Origin of the sequence: Halalkalicoccus jeotgali B3 (genome assembly GCF_000196895.1) — an archaeon.
Lineage (GTDB): Archaea > Halobacteriota > Halobacteria > Halobacteriales > Halalkalicoccaceae > Halalkalicoccus > Halalkalicoccus jeotgali.
Window position 1 is genome coordinate 649,677 of sequence record NC_014297.1, and the last position, 22,546, is coordinate 672,222.

Genomic DNA, 22,546 nt, shown 5'->3' on the forward strand with positions numbered 1-22,546 from the left:
CGGGCCCGCCCGATCAGCGCCGCGTCGGCGCTCAACTGACGAACAGCCGACGGTCGGCCCGTTCGTGGCACATTCCCTGTACGTCGATCAGCGGCGTACACGAGCGAAGCGCCTCCAGACCCCGGCCCGCCGCCTCGCGCTCGACATCCTCGATGACCGGAAAGAGGCCATGGAGGACGCGCTGAACCTCGCTGTGGCCCAGCCGGAGGAGGCGCTGGGCCGCCCCCAACAGGCCGGTGACGAAGGCGTACCCACAGACGAGTCGGGCTTCACGCTCGGAGAGCCCTTTTCTCGCGGTCACGACGCCGAGTGCGGTCGGAAAGTGACCGCGAACCGAGTCCCCGACTTGGGCCGCGTACTCGTCGACGAACGCGCGTTCCCCGGCGACGACGTCAAGCAACCGTTTGCCCGACGTCAGCGAACTCTCGCGGAACTCGCGTGCGAGCAGCGTCGCGTGCAGTCGATCGTCAATCCGTGCGAGGCGCTCTCGGTCCCCCTCGCGGGCCGCTCGGTGGGCCACAGAGAGCGCGACCATGTCACAGGGACCGACCTGCCCGCGAAGGTAGTCCGCCAGCAGCCCCCGCAGATCGTCGGCGTCCGCGACCCGGTCCTCCTCGACGAACGTTTCGAGGCCGTACGAGAGGGTATAGGAGCCAACCGGCAGAAACGAGTCGGCGAGCCTGAGCGCCGAAAGTAGGCCGCCGTCGTCCGTCCCGCCCATCAGTGCTCACCGTGGGGATGGCCGTGCGCGTGGTCGTGGTCTGCCGTCGCGTCGTCGAACAGCGCCGGGTCGACCGCCTCGGTCCCGATCGTCGCGCCCTCGGACAGCTCCTCGCGGAGGGTTCGCTCCATCAGCCGGCGCTCGCCGACGATCGGGACCAGCAGTTCGTCGCCGCGGACCGCGAGTTCCCAGTGTTGGTTGCCCATGTGGTGACCCAGTTCGAGCGCCTCCTTCCAGTTCATCTCGGGGACCGAGACCACGAGCACCTCCCGACGCTCGAACTCGACGACGACCATTCGCTCGTCGTCCGCGACGAGGACGTCCCCCGGCGAGAGCTCGTGATCCCCGAGGACGATCCCCAGTTCGGTGCCGTCTTCGAGTTCGGTCTTGAACCGCGAGCGGTTCCGCTCGCGCTCGTCGACGGTGATCCGTTCGAGGGTTCCTCGCTCCTCGTGGTGCTCTCGTTTCCCGGCCAGTTCCTCGACGGTGCCGAGTGTCTCGCGGACGACGATCACGGCCGGCCCTCCGGGATCCGTGCTCCTAGATGCGACTCCCGGATGGCGGCCCAGGCCTCCCGGAGTGCGTCGGTCACCGGGGCTCGGCGCTCACCGAGCGCGCGGACGATCACGCCTCGGTCGCCGGGAGCGAGGCTCACACCCGCGTGGGCCTCGCTGTCGAGTCGGTCGTGGATCCGGTCCGTTATCGCATCGGGGTCCTCGACCCCGAGTGCGTAGAGGGTCCCCACCACTGCGAACTCGCCGAGGACGCCCGGCGACTGGGGCGAGCGCTCGTCGGGTGCGAGATCGAGCGCGTCGTACACGAGCGGCGTTCCGTCCGGCGCATCGACGCACAGTCTGGAGCGATAGCGGTCGTACGCGAAGCACTCACCGCGCGCCAAGCGACCGGGGACGACGACGTCCGAGAACAGGAGCGTTCCGCCCTCGTGAAGCGTCACGTCGGCCGTCTGCAGACACCGGGTCCCCTCGTGGAGGATCACCGGCTCGGGCAGGTACTCGAGGTACGCCCCCTCCTCGACTTCGAGGTCGACCGCGAGTCGGGCGTAGTTCCGGGTCATCGACTGGACTTTCGTCGCACTCTGGGCGGTGACGTGGGCCTTTGTACCCTGTTTCGCGACGACCTCGGTCCGATGGCGATCCCCCTGTGCGACCCCGCCGGTCGGCGTCTGGATACAGCGGGTGAGAAGCCCCGGAACGGGGTCGTGATACAACCCGCGGGTGAGGTGGAAGGGCACCTCGACGTACTCGTGGACCGCTCGCGTCACGCCCTCGGTATCGGGCGCGAGCGTGAGTTCGAGGCGGCCGTCCTTGCCGGGCGAACCGGCCGGGGTCGGAAGCTCCTCGGCGGCATATCCCTCGAAGGCGGCGGGCACCGACCGGGTCATCAAAAGAGCACCCGCTGTTCGATGTCCGCCACCACCTCGTCGATCCCGTCGCCGGTCTTGCAGTTCGTAAACAGCGAGGGTCCCTCGCGCACGTCGGCGGCGTCGGTCCGCATCACGTCCAGATCCGCCCCGACGTGTTCTGCGAGGTCGGTCTTGTTGATCACGAGCAGGTCGGCCTCGACGACGCCCGGGCCACGTTTCCGGGGGATATCGTCTCCCTCTGCCGTCGAGATGACGAAGGCGTAGTAATCGGCGAGCTCGGGGTTGAACGTCGCCGCGAGGTTGTCCCCGCCGCTTTCCAGCACCACGAGATCGAGGTCGGGATACGCTTCGAGGAACGAGTCGATCGCCGCGAGGTTCATCGAGGGGTCCTCCCTGATCCCGGTGTGTGGACACGCGCCGGTCTCGACGCCGACGACGAGATCCTCGGGGAGGTCGTCCGCAAAGGCCCGTTTGAACTGCTCTGCGTCCTCCTGGGTGAGGATGTCGTTTGCGATCACACCGATCTCCAGACCCGCCTCGCGGAGTCGGGGAACGAGCCGTTTGATCAGCGCCGTCTTCCCCGAGCCGACGGGGCCGCCGATTCCCACAGTGGGTACGTCCCGGTGGGTCGGTCCGCTGCTCATTCGTCCTCACCTCCTTCGAGCCGAATGGGGTCGTGGACGGTCACGAGCTTCGTCCCGTCGGGGAAGACGGGCTCGACTTGCACCATGTCGATCATCGACGGGACGCCCTCCATGACGTCCTCACGGGTGAGCAACTGGGTCGCCTCCGAGCGCAATTCGGCGACGCGTTTGCCCTCGCGGGCGCCCTCACAGACCCAGTCGGCGATGTAAGCGACGGATTCGGGGTGGTTGAGCGGCACGCCGCGGTCCTTGCGACGGCGTGCCATCTGTGCGACGTTGAACAGCGTGAGGCGTTCTTCTTCTTTGGGTGTTAGGTTCATGATAGGGTGAGTGGGTGGTGGCGTTAGAGCAGGTAGCGCTGGGTCAGGGGCAGTTCCTCGGCGGGCTCGGCGGTCACCGGCTCGCCGCCGATGAACACCTCGAAGGTCTCCGAATCGACCTCGAGATCGTCGGGACAGTACGTGTTGTGCACCATGTCCTCCTTCGAGAGTGGGCGGGTGTCTTCTACTGGAACGACCTCCGACTGGAGGCCGTATTCGTCGCCGACGCCGGCCTCGGCGGCCGCACCGCTGACGAACGTCATGCTGGTGGCGTGACGGGCCGTTCCCTCCGCACCGAACCAGGGGCGCTGGCGTTTGGGCTCGCAGGTCATCAGCGAGCCGTTGGCCTCGCCCATGTTCGCCGAGGCGGGATACCCACCTTTCAGAACCCATTCGGGTTTGATCCCGAAGAACGCGGGCTTCCAGAGCGCGACGTCTGCGAGCTTGCCGGGTTCGAGCGATCCCACATGGGAGCTGATCCCCGCCGTGATCGCGGGATTGATGGTGTATTTGGCGATATACCGGAGGATACGGGCGTTGTCGTTGTCGCTTCCCTCGTCGGCGGACAGGGGCCCGCGCTGGCGCTTCATCTTATCGGCAGTCTGCCAGGTGCGAGAGATCAGCTCGGCCTGGCGACCCATCGCCATCGAGTCGGTCGCCATCATGCTGATCGCGCCGCGATCGTGCAAGACGTCCTCGGCGCCGAGCGTCTCCGCGCGGATGCGCGACTCGGCGAAGGCGACGTCCTCGGGGACGTCCGGGTTGAGGTGATGACAGACCATCACCATATCGAGGTGCTCGTCGAACGTGTTGGTGGTAAACGGCATCGAGGGGTTCGTCGAGGAGGGCAGCATGTGGGGATGGCCCACGAGCTCGAGGACGTCCGGCGCGTGGCCCCCGCCGGCGCCCTCGATGTGGAAGGTGTGGATCGTCCGCCCGTCGATTGCGTCGAAGGTTTCCTCGACGAAGCCCGACTCGTTGAGAGTGTCGGTGTGAAGACAGACCTGCACGTCGGTCTCCTCGGCGACCGAGAGGCAGGTATCGATCGCGGCGGGGGTCGCTCCCCAATCCTCGTGAACCTTCATTCCGCAGGCGCCGGCCTCGACCTGCTCTCTGAGGGGCTCGGGCCGACTCGAGGATCCCTTCCCGTAGACGCCGACGTTGACGGGCCACTCGTCGGCGGCCCGCAACAGCATCTCGATGTTTCGAGGGCCGGGGGTCGCGGTGGTCGCCCCGCCGCCGAAGCCCCCGCCCATCATCGTCGTGATCCCGCTTGCGATGGCGTGGTCAGCGAGTTGCGGCGTGTTGAAGTGGACGTGGACGTCGATCCCGCCGGGGGTGGCGATCAGGCCCTCGCCGGGGATCGCGTCGGTGCTCGGGCCGACGATCAGCTCCTCGTCGACGCCGTCCATCGTCTCGGGGTTGCCCGCGGAGCCGAGGCCGACGGTACGTCCGTCCTTGATCCCCAGATCGCCCTTCTCGATGCCCAGTACGGGGTCGATCACGGTGACGTTGGTCAGCACCCAGTCGAGGGCGCCCTCGGCGCTCGTGACGCCCGAGGTCATCCCCATGCCGTCCCGCAGGGTCTTTCCGCCGCCGAAGACGCTCTCGTCACCCTTCGCCGTGTGATCGCGCTCGACCTCGGCGATCAGGTCGGTGTCCGCGAGTCGCAGGCGGTCGCCCTCCGTGGGCCCGTACAGCCGGGCGTACCGGTCGCGGTCGATCTCCCGCATCAGTCCGCCCCGCCGAAGCCGCTCTCGCGGGCACGTTCGAGTGCGCCCGCTTGTTCCACATCGAGATCACCGTCGACGAGCCCGTGCATCCCGTAGATCACTCGATCCCCGCCGATCGCCACCAGATCGACTTCCTGGCGGTCGCCCGGCTCGAACCGGGTCGCGGTGCCCGCAGGAACGTCTAGGCGCATTCCATAGCTCGCCTCCCGATCGAACGCCAGTGCGGGGTTGACCTCGAAGAAGTGAACGTGCGAGCCGACCTGCACGGGCCGATCGCCCGTGTTCTCGACGGCGACGTTCGCCGTCTCACGACCCTCGTTGATCCGAACCGTCCCGTCGGCCGGCAGTAACTCGCCCGGGTTCATCTTCCCCTCCGTCGTTCGGTCATGTCCACTCCTTTTCGGAGGTCCGGTATATCCGTTGCCGTCGAAGAAATATTTGTCCAGTCTACTCCGAAGAACTAACTGATATCGACTATATTGGATCGAATATATGACGTACGTTCGGATAAAGAACTCCCGGATAGCCCGTCGTGGACGTTCGTCTACCGGTGATGATCGTTCCGTACCGGGTCCGATTCGAAGACCGGTTTTCCGACCCGGAGAACGACCGCTTCTGGACGAACATCTGGTTAATTTCCGAACATTAGGGGTGCATTATACAATATAGCCGAGTTAATGAACGGAAAGGGGATCGTAGGGAACCTTTTTGTAGATGGATCGGAACCGACTGACGTCAACAACGAATGGACGGACAACCACTAGTAAGAGATTTTAGATCAAATGACGACGAGTAATCCGCTCTCAACTGGTCGTTCGTCGACCCGTCGAGCCTTTCTCGCGGCGGGAGCGGCGGGGATCGCCGCGACGGCGGGCTGCACTGGCAGCGCCGAGCCGAGCGAGGACGTCGTCAGGATCGGAGTATTGGAGGACCGATCGGGGGGATTCGCGCTCAACGGCACCTCGAAGTGGCAGACGAGCGTGTTGGCGATCGAGGAGCTAAACGAGTCGGGCGGTATCCTCGGCAAGGAGATCGAGCTGTTCGATCCCGACCCGCAGTCGGACAACCAGCGCTATCAGGAGCTGACTCGACGGCTGATCCAGCGCGAGAAGGTCGACGCGCTGTGGGCGGGCTATTCGAGTGCCGCCCGCGAGACGATCCGGCCGCTGATCAATCAGTACGAGCAGCTGTATTTTTACACCACCCAGTACGAGGGCGGCGTGTGTGACAGTACGATCTTCCCGGTGGGCGCGACCGCCCGTCAGCAACTCGGTGCGGTCGTCCCTCATCTGATCGAGGAGTACGGCCCACGGATCTACACCATCGCCGCCGATTACAACTTCGGGCAGATCTCCGGGGACTGGGTGCGGATCCTCGCCGAGGAGAACGGTGGGGAAGTGATCGGCGAGGAGTTCATCCCGCTGGACGTCTCGCAGTTCGGCTCGACGATAAACAGGATCCAGGAGGCGGACCCGGACTTCGTGATGTCGATGCTGGTCGGCCAGAACCACACCTCGTTTTACAACCAGCGCGCCTCCGCCGGACTCGACATACCGATTGGGAGTTCGACGACGATGGCCCAGGGCTACGAGCATCGTCGGCTGAACCCGCCCGCACTCGCTGATATGTATGTTGGGGTCAACTACATGGAGGAGGTCGACACCGAGGCCAGCAACGCGTTCGTCGAGCGCTTTTACGACCGGTGGCCCGACGCGCCCTACCTCAACCAGGAGGCCCAGAACAACTACTTCTCGATCCACATGTACGCCGAGGCCGCAGAACGCGCCGGGACGACCGATCAGGAGGCGGTGATCGAGGAATTAGAAAAGGGCGTCGAGATTGAGGCCCCGGAAGGCACGATCGAACTCGACGGCGACACCCACCACATGAACCACCACATGCGAATCGGGCATGCCGACTCGAATCACGACCTGAGCTTCGGCAACGAGCAGTACATCGGCGCGGGCTTCCTCCAGGAAGTGGGCTGTTCGCTGCCCGACGACCCCGAGACGACCCAGTACCTCCCCGCGGAGGTCTACGACCTATGATATACGACACGCTCAACCTGTTGTTCCAGTTCCTGGATAGCTTCGCCTTCATCGTGCTCGCGACCGTCGGCTTGGCGGTCATCTTCGGCATGATGGGCATCATCAACCTCGCACACGGCGAGTTCATCCTCGTCGGGGCCTATGGGACGACCCTCTCGTATGGGGCGGGCCTCCCGCTCGCACTAGCGATGGGCGTCGGCGTCCTCGCGACCACCGTCTTCGGGCTCGTCCTCGAACGAACGGTGATGAGACGGCTCTATCACCGGCCGCTGGACTCGATGGTCGCCACGTGGGGCCTGAGCCTCCTCTCGATCCAGCTCGCACGGATCGTCTTCGGCAACACGCTGTCCCAAGTCGGGACGCCGCTGGGAAGCATCTCATATGGAGCGTTCTCGTACTCGGCCTACCGGGTCGCCCTCGCGGGCATCGCCGTCGCGGTCCTCGGTGGACTGTACTGGCTGTTCATGTACACCGAGTTCGGAACACAAGCCCGCGCGACGATGGAGGACGAACCCACGGCACGGAGCATGGGCATCGATACCGACCGGATCTATCTCGGAACCTTCGGCCTGGGCTCGGCGCTCGCCGGACTGACGGGGGCGCTGTACGCCCCGACGATCACGATGACGCCCGAACTCGGCGCGTCCTTTCTCGTCGAGGCGTTCGTCACCGTCGTCGTCGGCGGTTCCTCGGTGCTCGTGGGCACCTCGCTTGCAGGTGGTTTCCTCGGAGTGGTGAACGCCACCTTCACCAACCTCGCAGGCACGTTCATCGGCCAAGTCGCGATGCTGCTCGCGGCGATCCTCGCGATCCGCCTGCTCCCGGAGGGTATCACCGGCCTGATCGACTCGTGGCGTGCGAAGCGCGCGGAGGGCGGCCAATGAGTCTCAGAACTGTCCTCGACGGCCCCAACACCCGCGGGACCTCCGACCGATTCTGGGCGGGCTTCGGGCTCGCGGTGTTCGCGCTTCTTGGCTACCCGCTGGTGGCCTCGACGTACGCGGTCGCCAACGCCGCGCTGTTTCTCCTCTATGCGATTCTCGGCCTCAGCCTCTGTGTGATTTGGGGCTACTGCGGGATCCTCAGCTTCGGGCAGGTCGCCTTCTTCGGAATCGGGGGCTACACCTTCGGGATCGTCGGGATCAACCTCACGGGCGGGATCGGCCCGACGCTCGGCCTGCTCGCGGGTATCGGGGTCGCGACGCTGTTTGCGTTCGTGCTGGGTTATTTTATGTTCTACGGCGGGGTTCGGGACGTCTACGTGACGATCATGACGCTGGTCGTCGCGCTCGTGATCCACACGTTTATGGGCCAGACCGCCGGCAGCGAGTGGGCGATCGGCGAGGCCGCACTGGGCGGGTTCGACGGGATGACGAACATCCCCAACCTCGCGGTCGGCGGGGTCGAACTGATCGACACGGCCTTCTATTACGTGGTGCTTCTCGCGCTCCTCGGGACGTACCTCGGGCTGCGCGCGCTGGTCAACAGCGACTTCGGCCGGGCGATGGTCGCGGTCCGCGAGGACGAAGAGCGGACCGAACTGCTCGGCTACGATACGAAACGGATTAAACTGCTCGTGTTCACGCTCGGCGGCACGCTCGCGGGCCTCTCGGGCGTGCTGTACGCCTCCTGGGGCAACTACATGAACCCCGCCGTCTTCGGCATCACCTTCGCCGCCCTGCCGGTGGTGTGGGTCAGCGTCGGCGGCCGGGACTCGCTGCTGGGCGCGATCGGCGCGACCTACGCCGTCGAGTGGTTCTCCCAGCAGCTCTCGATCACCGGCAACGAGTACGCGCTGGTGGTCGTCGGCGGGCTGTTGCTGGTGACGATCCTCTGGCTGCCCGAGGGCGTCGCACCTGCCGTGGCCGACTGGCTCGGCGAGCGAACGAACCGTCCGGCCGCCCGCGGCCGCGAGGAGGTGGCCGACTGATGGCCGCCGGACCCGAACCCCTGCTCGCGACCGACGGGCTCCGAAAGGAGTTCGGCGGACTCACGGCGACCGACGACGTTTCGCTCACCGTCTCGCCCGGCGAGCGGCGGTGTCTGATCGGACCCAACGGCGCGGGCAAGTCGACGCTGCTGTCGTTGCTCACCGGCCAACTCGACCCGACGGCGGGTTCGATCCGTTTTGCCGGCGAGGAGATCGATGGGCTCGCGCCCCACGAGCGGGTCGATCGGGGGTTGAGTGTGAAGTTCCAGGTACCGAGCGTCTACGGGGCGTTCAGCACCCGCGAGAACCTCCGGCTCGCCCTCCAGCGTCGACGGTCGGGAGACGGTCTCGAGGAAGCGATCGACGAGTCGCTGGCCCGGTTCGATCTCGTCGAGGAAGCCGAGATGGACGCCAGCGCACTCTCCCACGGGCAGAAACAGCGCCTCGAGATCGCCATCGCCAGTGCGCTCGACCCCTCGCTCCTGTTGCTCGACGAACCGGTCGCGGGCCTCTCGGTCGAGGAGACCGACCGGATCGTCGAGCTGTTGATCGACCTCAACGAATCGCGGGGAATCGCCCTGCTCGTGATCGAACACGACATGGCGTTCGTGCGCGCGCTCGCCGAGCGCGTGACGGTCCTCCACCAGGGGGCGATCCTCACCGAGGGCGAGATGGAATCGGTCGCGAACGATCCGACGGTCCGGGAGGTCTATCTCGGGGAGGAGGTCTGATCGCGATGCTCGCGATCGAGGACGTACACGCCTCCTACGACTCGACGCCCGTCCTCCGCGGGGTCGATCTCACGGTCGGCGAGGGCGAGGTCGTCGGCGTCGTCGGGAAGAACGGCGCGGGAAAGACCACGCTGATGAAGACTGTCATCGGACTCCTCGAACCCGACTCCGGGACGATCCGCTTCGGCGACCGGGACGTGACGGACGACCCTGCCGACGCCCGCGCCCGCGGCGGGATGGGCTATATCCCCCAGGGCCGGGACGTCTTTCCCTCCCTGACCGTTGCGGAGAACCTGCGGATGGGCGAGTCGATCAACGGGGACGGCGAGCCGCGTTATGACGCGGTCTACGACTACTTCCCGATCCTCGGAGAGCGCCGGGAGCAGAAAGCCGGGACGATGAGCGGCGGCCAACAGCAGATGCTCGCGGTCGGCCGGGCGCTCGTAGGCGACCCCGACCTCCTCCTATTGGACGAACCCTCGGAGGGTGTCCAGCCCTCGATCGTTACGGAGATGAGCGGGACGATCGGGCGGATCAGCGACGAACTGGGCACCACCGTGCTGTTCGTCGAGCAGAACCTCTCGGTGATCGACGCGCTCGCACAGCGGTGTTACGTCATGGAGAAAGGCCGCGTCGTCGAGGAGCTGTCGGCCGTCGAACGCGAGACGATCGCCTCGCACCTCGCGGTGTAACACCTCCCGTAAAGCGCGAGTAGAGCCCGGGGAACTCGCGTTGGTAGGTCGTTCCCTCGAACCGGTCCTCTCGAAAGGGCCAGAACGCCAACAGGGTCGCCGTTTCTCCGTCGAGCGCCCGCACGAGGTGTGGTGATTTCTGGGGGGTCACCAGCGTGTCGTACGGTTCGAGTTCGACTCGCTCGTCGTCGACGAGGAAGTCGAGACGCCCCTCGATGAGCATGTTCGTCTGCTCGTACGGAATGGGTGTGTGGCTCGCCCACCGGTCGGAACCGGTCGAGTCGATCTACGTCACTTATATACGGCCGAATCGATCCGGAGAGTGACGATGAGTGAGGAATCCGAAAACAGTCGCTGGGATCCGATCCGGCTCACGGGCCGGTGGGGGATCCACGCACGGACACATCTGACGGTGCTGGCGATCGTGATCGTCGCGGAACTGATCGGGACGATCGAGTATCCGGTGGGACCTGGGACGCTCGTCTTGCTCCCGATGCTGTATGCGGTCGTCATCGGTATCGCGGTGAGCTATCGCGTGCTCGGACAGTACAGCGGACGGCTCAAGCGGATCGTCTCGCGGGAGGTCAGCGTGATCAGCTCCCCGCTATTGATCGTCGCCCTCATGCCGCTCGGAGTCAAGTACGGGACGCTGGTCGGCCCCTCCTTTGATGCGTTGATCGACGCTGGCCCGGCCTTTCTCCTCCAGGAACTCGGGAACCTCGGGACGATCTTCATCGCGCTTCCGATCGCGCTCTTGCTCGGGCTGAAACGCGAGGCGATCGGGAGTGCAGTCAGTATCGCCCGCGAGCCCACCCTCGGGATCGTCACGGACAAGTACGGGATCGAATCGCCCGAAGGACGGGGCGTGCTGGGGACCTATCTCACCGGAACGGTCCTCGGGACGATCTTCTTCGGCCTGCTCGGCGGGTTCGCGACGGCCACCGGTCTGCACCCGCTCGCGCTCGCGATGGCGTGTGGGATGGGTAGTGCCAGCATGATGACCGCCTGTTCGGCGTCGCTTGCAGAGGCCGTTCCGGGGACGGCGGTAACGAGCGATCAGATCCTCTCGTTTGCGGCGACGAGCAACCTCCTGACCGGGGTGACAGGGCTCTACGTCGTGCTGTTCGTCGGCTTGCCCCTGATCAACGCGCTCTACGGCCTCCTCGCGCCGCGGCTGGTCGACGGGGCCGATACCGCAGCGGGGACCGGCTCCGACGGAGGTGAGGAGTGATGGCCCTCTCGGAGCGGGAGTTCGGCTTCGATTCGCTGGCCATGCTGATCGTCGTTGGCGTACTCACGCTCGCGGCCAACTACGTCGGCTACGGTATCTCGCCGCTCGCGGCTGCGCCGGGGATGGGACTGGTCGTCGCGATCGGGTTCGTCTCGTTGCTCTTGGGCCGCTACCTGCCCCTCGAACTGCCGTCGTTCGCGTACGCGATGGTGATCGCCTTCCTGCTGGCACTGCCGTTCTCGCCCGTTCAAGGGTTCGTCCTCGACCTCACCGACCGGATAGAGTTCCTCGCCACGACGACGCCGATCCTCGCCTACGCGGGTCTCTCGATCGGACTGCAGGTCCGGCGGATGCGAGAGATCAGCTGGAAGCTAGTCGTCGTCGCCGTGTTCGTCTTCTTCGGGACGTTCTTCGGGTCCGCGCTCGTCGCCCAGTTCGTCCTGTCGTGGCAAGGAATCATCTGATCCGTTCGGTCGGCGATCGCCGAGGGGCGTTCGATCGCGACCCCGGTCCGTCACGACGCCGTCTCGGTGGTCCGTCGGCCGACAGGATTAGGGGCGACCGACCCGTATTCGGCCGACCGTGGCGACAGACGCTCCCGAGAATACGGGGACCGACCGAACGCACCTCCCCTGCCCGTCGTGTGGTGATCTCCATCCCGTCCAGTCGGAGGCGCCCATCGAGTGGCGCTGTCCGTCCTGTCGGATCCTCCTGAAACAGACCGACAAACGCACGGGGCTCGTCCAGTTCGCCGACCGGGACAGCCGGACGCGACACATCGACGTCCCGGACCGCTGTCGGTACTGCGGACACGAGAAGGTCACGTCCTGGACCCAAGAAGACGAGACGTGGGTCCGCCACCGATGCCAGGAGTGCCGACGCGAATGGACGGACAACACCGGTCGGGTGGCCGCCTTCTTCGACTGGGGGGCGAACTACCTCCGGACGCGGGGCTGGCTCTGAGCGGGTGGCGATCAGCCACGCGCGGGCCCCGGGGAGGGGGCGTTTTCCCTCCCGCCCGCAAGCGTCTCGTCCAGCCAATCGTAGACGACGCTCGTCGCGAGCCGGAGGTTGCCGACCTGGCAGTGTTCCCCCGCGCCCTCCTCGGTTTTGAACACCCGGGCGGTCGTCGGGGCCCGCAACTCTTCGAGGAACTCCTCGGCCAACCCGAGGGGGACGAAGTGGTCGTCCTCGCCCGCGAGCACGAGCATCGGACAGTCGATCCGACCCGCGACCCCCGACAGCGAATACCGACGCAGGGTCCGTTGTAGTTCGGCCGCCGACTCGACGCCGAAGACCCACCTGGAGTTCTCCATCAGCCAGCGCGCCTCGACGCTGAACCGTTCCCCGGCCGTCGCCAGCGCGTTGACGGTCACGTCGGGGACCCGTTCGAGCAGGGGCGCGAGCCGGGGGTGCTCGTAGGCCGACGCCCGCCACAGGTCGTGCATGTGGTCGAACGCGACGCAGGCGGCGATCCGTCCGTCGTACGCCGCCGCCCGCGGCGCGTAATAGCCTCCGAAACTGACCCCGATCACGCCGATCCGATCCGGATCGACCGACCCGTAGGGCGAAAGCGCGTCGATTACCGGCCCGACGACGCGTTCCCAGTCCGGACGGGCCGTCAGTTCGCGCTGGCGCAACGGCGCACCCTGTCCCGGGCCGTCGAAGAGCAAGACGGTGTAGCCCCGTGCGAGCGCCTCGGGCACCCCACAGAGGAAGTACAGCTCCTCGGCGAGCGAATCGAAGCCCCCCAGACAGATCACTGTCGGACCCGGGCCGCTCCGTTCGGGCGGTTCGAAGAGATACCCCGGAAGGGTGGTGTCCTCGTAGGGGAGATCGACCCGGCGTGGTGGAGCATCGAGCAGCGCCACACCGGCCCGGAACGTCTCACGGCACCGTTCGTAGGTCGGACGCCGGCGGGGATCGCGTGCGGACAGGAAGAACTCGGCGGTTCGGTAGTAGTTGTGTGCGCGCAGGTAGGCGAACCGGGCCGTCCGGTGGCGCGAAGCCGCCGCCGCCTCGTCGGCCGCCCGTTCGGTTCGTTCAGCCGTCTCGCGCCACTCGGCGTGCCAGGACGCCGTCTCGCCCTCCTCGATCCGCTCGACCGTCGTCAGTACCTCGCCCGGTTCGGCACCGCCGAAGGTGGTATAGGCCATCGTCCGGAGCGTCTGATAGTCGAAGATCCGAGTCGAGAAGTGGACGCGCATGGCATATCCATTCCTCGCCTGACGATACCTGTTGTGGCTCCGGGGACCTCGGACGGCTCCGCAGCGACACAGGACTCCCTTCAGGAGCCGTCTCCCGCCCGACGTGGGGTGAGCCCGACGCCCTCGGCCAGCAGTTCGTGGGAGCGCAGCGCGTCGTCGTGGTCGGAGATGACGTGCTGGATCATCACCTCATCGACGCCGACGCGATCCGTGAGTTGCTCCAACAGCCCTGCGATCGTCTCGGGGCTCCCCGAGATCGCCCGTGGCCACTCGTCGTCGTCGAGCGTCGCGGGCGTCGGGTCGGGCACGCCGCCGAGTTCCCCGATCGCCTCCTCGACGGAAGGCGTGGTGCCGACGATCCCGCGTTGCATCCGCTGATACGACGCCTCGGCCACGGCCCGCAGCCGCGCCGCTTCCTCGTCGGTCTCCGCACAGACCGCGTTCACCGCGAGTATCCCCTCGGGCTCGTCCGTGCTGCCGGCCAGTTCCGACGCCCGGAACCCTTCGCGGTACTGCTCGAAGGCATGAACGGCGAACTGGGGTCGGATGAACGCCGCGAAACAGTAGCGCAACCCGAGTTCGCCCGCGATGGCCGCACTCGACGGGCTCGATCCGAGTGCCCACGGGATCGCCGGGCCCTCCCCCGAGCGGGGGATCGCCAGATCGCTGTAGGGGTGACCCTCGGGGTAGTCGTCGTAGAGGTGATTGACGACGGCCTCGATCTTCTCGCGGTGGTCGCCGTCGGGGTCCTGCACGTGTCGGTCGGTCCCGAGCGCGCGGTCCGACGCCGGCGAGCCGTTCGCGCGCCCGAGTCCCGCGTCGATCCGTCCCGGCGCGAGCCCGTCGAGCGCGCCGAACAGCTCCGCGACCTTGAACGGGCTGTAGTGATTGAGCAACACCGCACCCGACCCCAGTCGAATCGAGTCGGTCTCGCCGGCGAGACGTCCGAGCAACACCTCGGGGCTCGTTCCGGCGAGGGTATCGGCCATCGCGTGGTGTTCGGCCACCCAGAAGCGAGAGTAACCCAGGCGCTCGGCTTGGCGTGCGGCCTCGACGGTGTTTGCGTACGCGTCGGCCGCGGTCCCGTCGTCCGGGACCGGCGAAAGGTCGACCGCAGAGAGTTCCATGGCCGGCACTCGCGGAGTCGGCGATATAACGGTTCGGCTACCAGCAGTCTCTCCCCGTTCTGGCGATTTCGGGGATCGCGCGACACGCTCGCTATCTACTCTTCGCGCTCCCAGTACGGCGGCACCCAGATATCGTCTTCGACCATCGCCTCGATGCGTGCTTGGGTGACCTCCTCTTCGTAGGTCTCGTGATCGACCGGCTGGTCGTCCAGCCAGAGGTTCGGCGGGTACAATTCGCGGTCGCCTCGACGGGTTCGGATGCGTGCAGGGCGTCAACACGGACCGGAAGGGATTTGTCCCGCGACGCTCGCCTACGAGCAATGACCTACGAGATCGCGCTCATCCCGGGCGACGGGATCGGCCCCGAGGTCGTCGACCGATCGCTGCCGGTCGTCGAGGCGGCGGCGGACGCCCACGGCGTCTCGCTCGAAACCACCCGCTACGACTGGGGATCCGACCGGTATCTCGCCGAGGGCGCGATGATGCCCGACGACGGCCTCGACCGACTCCGGGGGTACGACGCGATCTTTCTCGGCGCGGTGGGCCACCCCGAAGTCCCCGACCACGTGACCCTCCGTGGGCTCCGTCTGGAGATCACGAAGGGGTTCAAACAGCACGTCTGTAAGCGGCCGTCCTACCTCTTCGAGGGCGTCACCGGTCCGCTGCGGGACTACGGGGCCGGCGAGATCGACTTCGTCGTCTACAGACAGAACACCGAGGGCGAGTACGCCGACATCGGCGGTCGGGAGTACCGCGGTCACGACAACGAGGTCGCCTTTCAGGGTGCGATGTTCACCCGCGAGGGCACCGAGACGATCGTCCGGGCGGCCTTCGAGGCCGCAAGCGAGCGCGAGGGCAAGCTGACGAACGTCACGAAGTCGAACGCGCAGGCCTACGGGATGGTCTTCTGGGACGACGTCCTCAGGGAGATCGCAGGGGAGTACCCCGACGTCGAGGTCGAGCGCCTGCTCGTGGACGCCGCTTCGATGGACTTCGTCCGCCGGCCCGACGAGTTCGACGTGCTCGTCGCCTCGAACCTCTTCGGGGACATCCTCACCGATCTCGGGGCCGGTATCTCGGGCAGCATGGGGCTTGCCCCCTCCTCGAACATCGACCCGACTCAGACCCATCCCTCGATGTTCGAACCGGTCCATGGAAGCGCCTTCGACATCACCGGCGAGGGCGTCGCGAACCCGATCGGCACCGTCCTCTCGTGGGAACTACTCTGGGCACACCTCGGCGAGGACGCGCTCGCCCGCGAGCTGCGGGCGGCCGTGCGGGCCCAGCTCGCCGACCCCGACGCCCCACGCACCCCCGACATCGGCGGCGAGTCCGGAAGCGAGGCCGTCGCGAACGATCTCCGGACTCGGCTCGGGTGAGACACCGGTGCGGGACCGTTCCGGCCGCCGAGCTCTCCGCCGGGAGAACGCTCGTCGGAGTCGGCGTGGCGGCGATCGTCGACGTCCCTTACACGTTTTATCGCTCGCCCGCTACGGAGGAGCATGAACCACGAGGACACCCGAACGGTGTTGCTGACGGGTGCGACGAGCGGCATCGGCGCCATCGCCGCCCGGAAACTGGCGGCGACCGGCGCGACGGTCGCGGCCGTCGGCCGCGACGCCGATCGGGGACGGCGCCTCGCCGAGGACGCGACCGCTGAGAACCCCGGTACGGTCCGGTTCCACCGGGCTGACTTCGCGACTCAGGATGCGGTTCGGCGGCTGGCAGCGGACGTCGAAGCCGAGTACGACCGCCTCGACGTCCTCGCGCACAACGCCGGGCTCTCGACGCGCGAGCGGACGATCACCGACGACGGTGCCGAGTTGACCCTCGCGGTCAATCACCTCGCGCCGTACCTGCTCACGCATGAGCTCCTCGGCTCGCTTCGTGACGCCGCGCCCGCACGCGTCCTCGTCACCGCATCCGGGGTCCACACTCGCGGAACCCTGGCGTTCGACGATCTCCGGCTCGAACGCGAGTACAGCGCGCTCGCGGCCTACGCCCGCTCGAAACTGGCAAACGTCGCCTTCACGATCGAACTCGCCGACCGTCTCGATGGCGACGGGTCCGTCGTCGCGAACTGCTTCCATCCGGGGTTCATCCCGTCGACGGACCTGTTTCGGGACGCCGCGCCCCGGACGCGCCTGTTCGTTCGCCTCGCCGCGGCCGTCCCCGGGATCGGCACGACCGCCGAGGCGGGCGCGGACCGTCTCGTCGAGCTGGCCACGGCCCCGGAGTACGGCTCTCGCTCCGGTCTCTACGTCGGTGACGACGGTCCACGGGACCCCGCGCCGGCGGCGACCGATCCCGAGTTGCGCGAGGAACTCTGGCGGGTCAGCGCCGACCTCGTCGGCGTCGATCCCGACTGGCCGTGAGCGCTCGGACCTCCCCGTCGCTGGTCCACCTCGCCCCCTCTTCCCGATAGTGACCGCCTAACGTCCGCTACCGCGGATTAGGCGGTGAGATACTATGTGGCGTGCGAGGGTCGGACGATACAGGATGTCACGTACCGAGTCGGACTACGCGAGGATGATCTCGCGACGCGTCCCCCGGGAGGCGAACCGCTATCGCTGGCAACTGCTGCGCTACGTCGCCGATCGGCCACACGCATCGACCGAGACGGTCGCCGCGTACCTCGCCCCCCGTGTCGGTGAGGAGCCCGCGGCCGTCGAGGAGGCGATCAGAACGCGGGATCTGCCGGCGTTGGCCGACTGTGATGCGATCGAGTACGAGCCCGATTCGGGGCGAGTCCGCCTCTCGGCGGCCTCGATCGCCGACTGTGCCCGTCGGGCACTCGCCGCCGGGGTCGTCTCGCATCACCGGCCGCCGCGCTTCGAGCGACTGCCGCACGGCGTGGTCGACTCGACGATCGCTCCTCCCGACTCGCCCCGACGGTAGCCGTAGGCGCTATCGGTCCCGACGAGCGAGCGCGCTCGCCGTCGCGCCGGCACCGGCCTCGAGGTCGACCTCCGCACCCTCCTCGGCCAGCACCGCTCCGAACGCCGAGACGAACTGCGAGACGTTCGCCGGGCGCGCCGAGTGACCCATACAGCCCACACGGAAGATCTCCCCGTCGAGCGCGCCCAGCCCGCCGACGATCTCGATACCGTGCTCGGTGAGCAGGCGGTCGATGACCTGCCCGTCCTCGACGCCGTCGGGCACGCGAACGGGATTGAGTGTCGGCAGCCAGTACTCCTCGGGCGTGTTCAGCCCGACACCCATCGCCTCGACGCCATCGGTGAGCGCGCCCGCAACGTGTTCGTGGCGCTCCCACGTCGCTTCGAGGCCCTCCTCGGCGAGGAGTCGCAGGGCCTCGCGCAGCGCGTACAGCGTCGAAACCGGGGCGGTGTGGTGGTAGTTTCGTTCCTCACCCCAGTACTCCCAGACCCCCTCGAGGTCGAGATACCACGACCGTGCGGGCTCCTCGCGGGCGTGGACCTTCTCTACCGCGCGGTCGTTGAAGGTGATCGGGCTGGCACCCGGCGGCGCCGAGAGACACTTCTGGGAGCCCGAGTAGACGACGTCGACGTCCCACTCGTCGGTGCGGAACTCCACGCCCCCGAGCGAGGCGACCGTGTCGGCGACGACGTAGGCATCGTTCTCGTGGGCGATCTCGGTCAGTTCCGACACCCGCGTCTGGCGCACGCCCGTCGAGGTCTCACCGTGGACGAACCCGAAGACGGTCGGGGAGTGCTCCTCGAAGGCCGCCTCGACGTCCGCGGGGTCGAGGGGCTCGCCCCACGGCGCGCTCACCGTGTGGACCTCGCCGCCGGCGCGTTCTGCCATCTCGCCCATTCGCGCGCCGAAGTAGCCGTTGTCGGGCACCAGTACGGTCTCGTCGGGTTCGACCAGGTTGCCGAAGGCGGTCTCCATCGCGGCCGAACCCGTCCCGCTGACCGCGAGCGTGTGTTCGTTGTCGGTCTGAAACAGGTATCGAAGCCCTTCCTGGATGTCGTCCATGATCTCGACGCAGTAGTCGTCGAGATAGCCGACCAGCGGCGTCGCCATCGAGCGCAACACTCGGGGATGAACGTCGCTGGGCCCGGGGCCCATGAGCGTCCGATCCGGTGGAAGGAGCTCCGCGAACGCGGGTGAATCGTCCATGTCCATTACTCCCCGTAGCGAACCAAAAAAGGCCCGTTCCGCCCGCCCGATTTGATCGGCCGTATCGGCCCACAGAACCCACGATAGGGCGCTTGTGGCCCCGCTCGCCGCGGTCCTAATATTGCTAGTATATCTCTATCGCGATTATTCAATATATAGAACGAACTTATATTCGAATAAAGCCACCGTCGAACGCACGCGGAGACGGCGTCCCCGGTATGGGTTCCCCCCGCCAACACCGCCATCCAGAACCGATGGACATCACGACACTCGCGAGCGAACTGAGTTCCGAGGACCCGACGCTCCCCCCAGCGGAGGCCCGGTTCGTCGAAGCCGTCGAGGACGCACGAGCGGCCCTTGAGGACGGCGAGATCGATCGCGAGGAGTATCACGCGCGGGTCGCCGCGGCCAGCGAGCGGTATCGCCGCGGGCCCGATCCCGATCCCTGAGATCGCACGATTCGGCTGCCTCGATTAATCCGGTCCATCGGGCGTGATTACCTCGTTTGCGTACCCTATTCGATCGCCCGCCGGGTCGAGCGTTCGGCATCGAAACCGGCCGTATGCGGGACCCGTCACGTTCGCCCCGACGCCAACGTTGAGGTGGCTCGTGCCCTTGGTCGCGCTATGGGCTCGCTTAACCCCGACTTCACGGACGAAACGGTGGTCGTCACTGGTGGCAGTTCCGGCATCGGTCGTGCGATCGCCATCGCGTTCGGCGATGCCGGTGCGACAGTGCTCAACGCGGATCTCGATCCCGAACCGAAGGATACGGGTCTCGAAACGCCGACTCACGAGGTGATCCGCAATGCGGACGGAACCGCCGCCTACGTTGAGTGTGACGTCGCTGATCCCGAGCAATTGGACGTCGTCATCGAGGCCGCCCGCGAACTTGACGACGACGATCTCGCCCCCGGCGTCGACGTGATGGTCAACAACGCGGGGCTGTACACGAAACGGCGGTTCAGGGACGTTTCCCCCGAGGAGTTCGACCGCGTCAACGCGGTCAACGCCCGCGGGGCGTTCTTCGGCACACAGAAGGCCGCAAACGACATGATCGAACGCGACGATCCGGGGGTGATCGTCAACACGACCTCCGACACGCAGGGTCGCGCGACGTGGGATCACTCCCACTACGCCGCCAGCAAGGGCGCGATTCGCATGCTCACGCGCAGCGCCGCGCTCGAACTCGCCGGCGACGGGGTCCGGGTCAACGCCGTCGCCCCCGGCCCGATCGCCACCGAGATCCGGGAGGGCTGGGCCGAGGAAGCCCGGAAGATGGAGCCGACCGGCGAGACACCCGATCTGCCGCGATACGCGGGCAAGCCGGCGGACCTCCCCGGTGCGTACCTCTATCTCGCGAGCGACGACGCCTCGTACGTCACCGGCGAAACGATCTGGGTCGACGGGGGCGGTCACGTCTGTTGAACCCCTCCTCGAGACCGCGAGGAGGAATACTATTTATCGGTCGAACTGAGATGTAACGAACGGGCTGGACACGGCCCGAAACACCCATGAAACTCGATGAATTCCGCACGGCGAACGCGCCCGTAGAGGGCGACGAGACGTTCCAACTCGAAAACAGCAAGCTGCTCGACGTCGCGCTCGACGGAAGCGTGATGGCCAGGGCCGGCTCGATGATCGCCTACACCGGCGATATCTCGTTTTCGGGCAAGGCCTCCGCCGAGGGAGGGATCACCGGCTTCCTGAAGGGCGCGGCGCTCGGCGAGGGCACACCGGTCATGGAGGCGACCGGGAACGGGCACGTCTATCTCGCCGATCAGGGCAAACGGGTCCAAGTGATCGATCTCGCGGCCGATGAGGAGCTCTCGGTCAACGGCAACGACGTCCTCGCGTTCGAGTCGGACGTGGACTACGAGGTCCGTACCATCGATAGCATCGCCGGCTCGTCGGCGGGCGGGCTGACGAACGTCTTTCTGAGCGGGCCCGGGACCGTCGCGATCACGACCTACGGCGACCCACTGGTGTTGACACCGCCGGTTCGGACCGATCCCGACGCCACGGTCGCTTGGAGCGGAACCGCCCCCGGCGGGAACGTCAACCGGAGCCTCTCGGATCTGGTGGGCCAATCCTCCGACGAGACCTACCAGCTCGATTTCACCGGCTCCGAGGGGTTCGTCATCGTCCAGCCCTTCGAGGAGGGCCACACTCGACAGTAGCCCCGTTGGGCCGGCCAACCGAAACCGGAACGGTCCATCGGGGCCAACAGCGGGTAATGGCCGAGGGACTGACGGGCGTCGGGCTGGATCTGGTCGTCCAGTACGGCTATCTCGCACTGTTCGTGTTCATGTTTCTCGAGACGTCGATGCTGTTTCCGCTCCTCCCCAGCGAGGTCACCGTCCCCTTCGCGGCGGCGGTTCTCGTCACCGGACCGACCTCCTTCGGACTGTTCGTGCTCGCCGCAACGGCCGGAGCGACGCTCGGCAGCGTCGTCGCCTACTACCTCTTCGCTGGGACCGGCGACCGCGCGCTTGCGCGCTACCGCGACCGGGTCCGGATCTCGGAGGCCGACCTCGAACGCGGCCGGCGGTGGTTCCGTCGCTGGGGCGAGGGCACGGTGTTCTGGGGGCGACTGTTCCCGGTGGCGCGCTCGATCATCTCGATCCCGGCGGGGCTGGCCGCGATGGATCTCCGGCGCTTTACGGCCTATTCGGCCGGTGGATCGGCCTGTTTCGCGGCGGGCGTCGCGGGGCTCGTCTACCGCCTCGACGTCTCGCACGGCCCGGTCGCCTTCCTCGCTGGCCGTCTCGGCGCGTTGCCCGAGTACGCTGTGGCGAACCCGCTTATCGTGGTCGGTTTCTCGATCGTGACTGGACTGGTCGTTCTGCTTGCCGTTGCTGTCGTTGGCGACTGAGATGGTGACAGAGTGCGCATAGCGGTCGTCCAGCATTCTCCGAGGATCCGATGGGATGAGAAAAGACGAAACTGGGATCGAGGCGGAGGATCTCGGCCTCGGGCGTCCCTCGCTGCCTTGGTGACAACGATGGGCCTTTCGGATGAATCGGCGACAGCGTTCTCCCCTCTTGGTGTTTCGCTGGCCGGATCGGCTGAGCCAGAGCGATTGTGGGCAACCGACCAGCTGTCATATCTCGGATCGCCCGCTAACGTCAGGGGATCGTCGCGGTCGCAGCTTCCCAAGGTGTGGTGAGCACCAGACACCGACCCGACGCTGATTCATCGAGGGTGATCCGCGGATCCGGATAGAGGCTCTCGAACCAGTCTTCCGCCTGCTTGAGTTCTTGTCGATCGGTTACTATCTCGGAGACGGTTTCGAGGACCGATGATCCCTGTGGGTGAAGCGCCAACCACGACTCTAACTCGACATCCAAGACTGTCTTCGAGAACTCGTGATAGTCGTAGTAGGCCGTATACAGCCTGATGAACACCGCTCGTTTCTCCTCGATACAGTCCGCTGATTGAGCGAGTTCGTCCGATAGCTCTTCATCGTTGCCAGCATCGGTTTCCGAGACGAATCGTTGCTGTAGGCGCAATCGCTCGTACTGGAGGCGTGTCGTCTCGAGTTCGAATACGACTTGTTGAGCGAGCAGCTGTGCCAGTCGAAACCGGTCGGTTACGGCACGATCAGTCGATCTATACCTCTCTCGTGGACACGTCTCAACAAGGCGATCGATCCATGTCCCCTTCTCGGCTTCT

Annotated in this window: 28 protein-coding genes; 15 read left to right on the forward strand and 13 right to left on the reverse strand. The window is 66.5% G+C overall.

Annotated features, from left to right (window positions below; genetic code table 11):
* Positions 1-31 precede the first annotated feature (31 nt).
* From HACJB3_RS03100 to HACJB3_RS03130, 7 genes are read right to left on the reverse strand one after another with little or no spacing between them, the layout of a single operon-like run.
* Positions 32-721, reverse strand: coding sequence for an urease accessory protein UreF (locus tag HACJB3_RS03100; protein ID WP_008418067.1), 690 nt, complete (start codon positions 719-721; stop codon positions 32-34).
* Positions 721-1,236, reverse strand: a complete 516-nt coding sequence (locus HACJB3_RS03105; RefSeq protein WP_008418066.1) for an urease accessory protein UreE — start codon at positions 1,234-1,236, stop codon at positions 721-723. Before HACJB3_RS03105 ends, HACJB3_RS03100 begins: the two co-directional genes overlap by 1 nt.
* On the reverse strand, positions 1,233-2,123 hold the full coding sequence (locus tag HACJB3_RS03110) for an urease accessory protein UreD (RefSeq protein WP_008418065.1): 891 nt from the start codon (positions 2,121-2,123) through the stop codon (positions 1,233-1,235). The genes HACJB3_RS03105 and HACJB3_RS03110 overlap by 4 nt, the downstream gene beginning before the upstream one ends.
* Entirely contained in the window at positions 2,123-2,749 is a 627-nt protein-coding gene (ureG, locus tag HACJB3_RS03115) for an urease accessory protein UreG (protein ID WP_008418064.1), read from the reverse strand. Before ureG ends, HACJB3_RS03110 begins: the two co-directional genes overlap by 1 nt.
* Positions 2,746-3,069 carry an urease subunit gamma gene (locus tag HACJB3_RS03120; RefSeq protein WP_008418063.1) on the reverse strand — a complete coding sequence of 108 codons (324 nt, stop codon included), beginning with the start codon at positions 3,067-3,069 and terminating at the stop codon, positions 2,746-2,748. The genes ureG and HACJB3_RS03120 overlap by 4 nt, the downstream gene beginning before the upstream one ends.
* Positions 3,070-3,092: 23 nt before the next feature.
* On the reverse strand, positions 3,093-4,805 hold the full coding sequence (gene ureC, locus HACJB3_RS03125) for an urease subunit alpha (protein ID WP_049934251.1): 1,713 nt from the start codon (positions 4,803-4,805) through the stop codon (positions 3,093-3,095).
* Positions 4,802-5,167 (reverse strand): urease subunit beta, encoded by a 366-nt coding sequence (locus HACJB3_RS03130; protein ID WP_008418060.1) that lies wholly within the window; start codon positions 5,165-5,167, stop codon positions 4,802-4,804. Before HACJB3_RS03130 ends, ureC begins: the two co-directional genes overlap by 4 nt.
* A 417-nt stretch (positions 5,168-5,584) precedes the next feature.
* On the opposite strand from HACJB3_RS03130, the gene HACJB3_RS03135 reads away from it, so the two are divergent.
* The 5 genes from HACJB3_RS03135 to HACJB3_RS03155 are packed head-to-tail and all read left to right on the forward strand — an operon-like array spanning position 5,585 to position 10,203.
* On the forward strand, positions 5,585-6,850 hold the full coding sequence (locus HACJB3_RS03135) for an urea ABC transporter substrate-binding protein (protein ID WP_008418058.1): 1,266 nt from the start codon (positions 5,585-5,587) through the stop codon (positions 6,848-6,850).
* Complete coding sequence (urtB, locus tag HACJB3_RS03140; protein ID WP_008418057.1) at positions 6,847-7,734, forward strand: urea ABC transporter, permease protein UrtB; 888 nt, start codon at positions 6,847-6,849, stop codon at positions 7,732-7,734. Before HACJB3_RS03135 ends, urtB begins: the two co-directional genes overlap by 4 nt.
* Positions 7,731-8,780, forward strand: coding sequence for an ABC transporter permease subunit (locus tag HACJB3_RS03145; RefSeq protein ID WP_008418056.1), 1,050 nt, complete (start codon positions 7,731-7,733; stop codon positions 8,778-8,780). Before urtB ends, HACJB3_RS03145 begins: the two co-directional genes overlap by 4 nt.
* Positions 8,780-9,511, forward strand: coding sequence for an ABC transporter ATP-binding protein (locus tag HACJB3_RS03150; protein ID WP_008418055.1), 732 nt, complete (start codon positions 8,780-8,782; stop codon positions 9,509-9,511). Before HACJB3_RS03145 ends, HACJB3_RS03150 begins: the two co-directional genes overlap by 1 nt.
* 5 nt (positions 9,512-9,516) lie before the next feature.
* A complete protein-coding gene (locus tag HACJB3_RS03155) occupies positions 9,517-10,203 on the forward strand; it encodes an ABC transporter ATP-binding protein (RefSeq protein ID WP_008418054.1) in 687 nt (228 codons plus the stop codon).
* Here HACJB3_RS03155 and HACJB3_RS18685 read toward each other — a convergent pair.
* On the reverse strand, positions 10,127-10,426 hold the full coding sequence (locus HACJB3_RS18685; protein WP_008418053.1) for a cupin domain-containing protein: 300 nt from the start codon (positions 10,424-10,426) through the stop codon (positions 10,127-10,129). The two genes, HACJB3_RS03155 and HACJB3_RS18685, sit on opposite strands and share 77 nt — an antisense overlap.
* A 105-nt stretch (positions 10,427-10,531) precedes the next feature.
* Between HACJB3_RS18685 and HACJB3_RS03160 the strand changes: the two genes are divergently transcribed.
* The 3 genes from HACJB3_RS03160 (at position 10,532) to HACJB3_RS03170 (ending at position 12,397) form a co-directional block, all read left to right on the forward strand.
* Positions 10,532-11,434: a DUF3100 domain-containing protein gene (locus tag HACJB3_RS03160; RefSeq protein WP_008418052.1), complete on the forward strand. Its 903-nt coding sequence runs from the start codon at positions 10,532-10,534 to the stop codon at positions 11,432-11,434.
* On the forward strand, positions 11,434-11,898 hold the full coding sequence (locus HACJB3_RS03165; protein WP_008418047.1) for a hypothetical protein: 465 nt from the start codon (positions 11,434-11,436) through the stop codon (positions 11,896-11,898). Before HACJB3_RS03160 ends, HACJB3_RS03165 begins: the two co-directional genes overlap by 1 nt.
* A 118-nt stretch (positions 11,899-12,016) precedes the next feature.
* Entirely contained in the window at positions 12,017-12,397 is a 381-nt protein-coding gene (locus HACJB3_RS03170) for a hypothetical protein (protein ID WP_008418046.1), read from the forward strand.
* An 11-nt stretch (positions 12,398-12,408) separates the two neighbouring features.
* Here the strand turns inward: HACJB3_RS03170 and HACJB3_RS03175 are convergent, their stop codons facing one another.
* The 3 genes from HACJB3_RS03175 to HACJB3_RS20095 form a co-directional block, all read right to left on the reverse strand.
* Complete coding sequence (locus HACJB3_RS03175; RefSeq protein WP_008418045.1) at positions 12,409-13,641, reverse strand: alpha/beta hydrolase family protein; 1,233 nt, start codon at positions 13,639-13,641, stop codon at positions 12,409-12,411.
* Positions 13,642-13,721: 80 nt separating this feature from the next.
* Positions 13,722-14,768 carry an LLM class flavin-dependent oxidoreductase gene (locus tag HACJB3_RS03180; protein ID WP_008418044.1) on the reverse strand — a complete coding sequence of 349 codons (1,047 nt, stop codon included), beginning with the start codon at positions 14,766-14,768 and terminating at the stop codon, positions 13,722-13,724.
* Positions 14,769-14,863: 95 nt separating this feature from the next.
* Positions 14,864-15,001 (reverse strand): hypothetical protein, encoded by a 138-nt coding sequence (locus HACJB3_RS20095; protein WP_008418043.1) that lies wholly within the window; start codon positions 14,999-15,001, stop codon positions 14,864-14,866.
* Positions 15,002-15,088: 87 nt separating this feature from the next.
* Between HACJB3_RS20095 and HACJB3_RS03185 the strand changes: the two genes are divergently transcribed.
* From HACJB3_RS03185 to HACJB3_RS03195, 3 genes are all read left to right on the forward strand, one after another.
* On the forward strand, positions 15,089-16,147 hold the full coding sequence (locus HACJB3_RS03185; protein ID WP_008418042.1) for an isocitrate/isopropylmalate dehydrogenase family protein: 1,059 nt from the start codon (positions 15,089-15,091) through the stop codon (positions 16,145-16,147).
* A gap of 123 nt (positions 16,148-16,270) precedes the next feature.
* Entirely contained in the window at positions 16,271-17,143 is an 873-nt protein-coding gene (locus HACJB3_RS03190; protein ID WP_008418041.1) for an SDR family NAD(P)-dependent oxidoreductase, read from the forward strand.
* A gap of 124 nt (positions 17,144-17,267) precedes the next feature.
* Entirely contained in the window at positions 17,268-17,666 is a 399-nt protein-coding gene (locus tag HACJB3_RS03195; RefSeq protein ID WP_008418036.1) for a hypothetical protein, read from the forward strand.
* 9 nt (positions 17,667-17,675) lie between these two features.
* Here the strand turns inward: HACJB3_RS03195 and HACJB3_RS03200 are convergent, their stop codons facing one another.
* On the reverse strand, positions 17,676-18,872 hold the full coding sequence (locus HACJB3_RS03200) for a pyridoxal-phosphate-dependent aminotransferase family protein (RefSeq protein ID WP_174264852.1): 1,197 nt from the start codon (positions 18,870-18,872) through the stop codon (positions 17,676-17,678).
* Positions 18,873-19,090: 218 nt separating this feature from the next.
* Between HACJB3_RS03200 and HACJB3_RS03205 the strand changes: the two genes are divergently transcribed.
* From HACJB3_RS03205 to HACJB3_RS03220, 4 genes are all read left to right on the forward strand, one after another.
* Complete coding sequence (locus HACJB3_RS03205; RefSeq protein WP_238532812.1) at positions 19,091-19,321, forward strand: hypothetical protein; 231 nt, start codon at positions 19,091-19,093, stop codon at positions 19,319-19,321.
* A gap of 177 nt (positions 19,322-19,498) precedes the next feature.
* Complete coding sequence (locus HACJB3_RS03210) at positions 19,499-20,299, forward strand: SDR family NAD(P)-dependent oxidoreductase (RefSeq protein WP_008418033.1); 801 nt, start codon at positions 19,499-19,501, stop codon at positions 20,297-20,299.
* Between the two features lie 86 nt (positions 20,300-20,385).
* Complete coding sequence (locus tag HACJB3_RS03215) at positions 20,386-21,051, forward strand: AIM24 family protein (RefSeq protein WP_008418032.1); 666 nt, start codon at positions 20,386-20,388, stop codon at positions 21,049-21,051.
* A 56-nt stretch (positions 21,052-21,107) separates the two neighbouring features.
* The gene (locus HACJB3_RS03220; RefSeq protein WP_008418031.1) at positions 21,108-21,746 is read left to right on the forward strand and encodes a DedA family protein; all 639 of its coding nucleotides are present in this window, start codon (positions 21,108-21,110) and stop codon (positions 21,744-21,746) included.
* A gap of 253 nt (positions 21,747-21,999) precedes the next feature.
* On the opposite strand, the gene HACJB3_RS03225 is transcribed toward HACJB3_RS03220, so the two are convergent.
* A complete protein-coding gene (locus tag HACJB3_RS03225; RefSeq protein WP_238532813.1) occupies positions 22,000-22,383 on the reverse strand; it encodes a hypothetical protein in 384 nt (127 codons plus the stop codon).
* Positions 22,384-22,546 lie beyond the last annotated feature (163 nt).